General features: G+C 69.9%; 2 protein-coding genes. One reads left to right on the forward strand and one right to left on the reverse strand.

The window, feature by feature from the left end:
- The first annotated feature begins 16 nt into the window (after nt 1-16).
- The gene (locus tag ACCC94_RS29555; RefSeq protein ID WP_413353139.1) at nt 17-1,069 is read left to right on the forward strand and encodes a methyl-accepting chemotaxis protein; all 1,053 of its coding nucleotides are present in this window, start codon (nt 17-19) and stop codon (nt 1,067-1,069) included.
- Here ACCC94_RS29555 and ACCC94_RS29560 read toward each other — a convergent pair.
- Nucleotides 1,066-1,224: a YqaE/Pmp3 family membrane protein gene (locus ACCC94_RS29560; RefSeq protein WP_003084988.1), complete on the reverse strand. Its 159-nt coding sequence runs from the start codon at nt 1,222-1,224 to the stop codon at nt 1,066-1,068. The genes ACCC94_RS29555 and ACCC94_RS29560 overlap by 4 nt on opposite strands.
- Between the last annotated feature and the right edge of the window lie 536 nt (nt 1,225-1,760).

Below are 1,760 nucleotides of genomic sequence, written 5' to 3' on the forward strand. Positions count from 1 at the left end.
CGGCGCTGGCCTTTCTATTCGGGCCTTTCTATTCGCGATGGGCGCTTCCGGCGCCTGGCTGGCGCTGCGCCTGCAACCACTGCGCGCGCTGCTCGTGCGGGCGCGGAGGATCGCCGACAACCCGCTGAGCCAGCAGCTCTTCTCGGGGCGCGCGGATGAGTTCGGCGAGCTGGACTTCGCCTTCCGCATGCTGGAGGCGGAGACCGCCGCGGTGGTCGGTCGCATGGCCGACGCCTCCCAGCAACTGGCCGAGCACTCTGCCGCGCTCGCCGACGCCATGGCCGGCGGCAACGCCGCTTCGCAGTTGCAGCAGCGCGAGACCGAACAGGTCGCCAGCGCCATGCAGCAACTGGCGCAGAGCGTCCAGGAGGTCGCCCGTCATGCGCAGCACAGTGCGGTGGCGGCGCAATGCAGCGAGCGCATTACTCAGTCAGGGCATCAGGACGTGCACGGCACGCGTGGACAGCTTGCCGCGCTGGAAGCCGGCGTGCGCGCAGCCAGCACCGCGGTGGAACAACAGAGGGAACACAGCGAGGCGATCTCCCGGATGCTCGAAGTCATCCGCGACGTCGCCGGGCAGACCAACCTGCTGGCGCTGAACGCCGCCATCGAGGCCGCGCGCGCCGGGGAAAGCGGGCGCGGTTTCGCGGTGGTCGCCGATGAGGTCCGCGCTCTGGCCTCGCGCACGGAAAACTCCGCGCGGGACATCCAGTCGCTGGTGGGCAATCTCCAGCAGGGCGCAGAGGATTCGGTACGGGCGCTATGGCACTGCTGCGACCAGGCAGCTGCCAGCCTGGCCCAGGCCGGCCAGGCCGCGGGCACCCTGGAGCGCATCAGCGAGCAGGTCTCGGCGATCCAGCGGATGAGCCTGGAGATCGCCGAAGCCATCGAGGAACAGGGCGCCGCCAGCGAGGACGTGCAGCGCAGCCTGCACGCCATCCGCAGCTCGGCCGACAACAACGCGGCGCAGGTCGGCACCTGCCAGCGCAGCGCCGCGCGCATGGCGGAACTGGCGGCGGAGCTGCGGGTGCTGGCGGAGCATTTCTGGGAGGGCAGCCGGGCGGGTTAGCGCTTGGCGATGATGTACACGGCGTGGACGATGCCGGGGATGTAGCCGAGCAGCGTCAGCAGGATATTGAGCCAGAACGCGCCGCCGAAACCGACCTGGAGGAACACGCCCAGCGGCGGCAGAAGAATGGCGATGAGGATGCGGATGAGGTCCATGCGGTGGCTCCTTGTGAGATTGCCTGTTGCATGGAATGGACCGCCGGAGAGCGCAGCGGGTTCAGAGAATCTGGGTGGTTATGACGCTCACCTGCGGGAGTATCCCATGGGTGCGATCGCGGGCATGGCTCGCTCCTGCAGGTACAGTGCGCGCCGGAGCCACCCTCTCCCCAGCCCTAGCTGCGCGCCCCGCTCCGAAGGGAGAGGGAGCCATACGGCGTGGCGCAGGAATTCGAGTTCGCCGGGAGCTTCCGCTTTTCGTAGGATCGAGGGGGACGCCTAGTTCTTGCTCGCGAACAGTCCCGCAGCGAAGTACGGACCGAGCGAGAGCCCCCTCTCCCCAGCCCTCTCCCTGAAGGGAGAGGGGGCCGTACGGCGTGGCGCAGGGATTCGAGTTCGCCGGCATCTTCCGCTTTTCGTAGGAGCGGGGGGGGTGGGGGGCCCCCCCCCCCGCGGGGGGGGGTTGGGGGGCGGGGCGCGGGCCAAAGAGAGAACAGGGGGGGGGGGGAGCGGGACGGGGGGCCCCCCGGGGGGGG

Origin of the sequence: Pseudomonas sp. Pseusp97 (assembly GCF_047304025.1) — a bacterium.
GTDB lineage: Bacteria > Pseudomonadota > Gammaproteobacteria > Pseudomonadales > Pseudomonadaceae > Pseudomonas.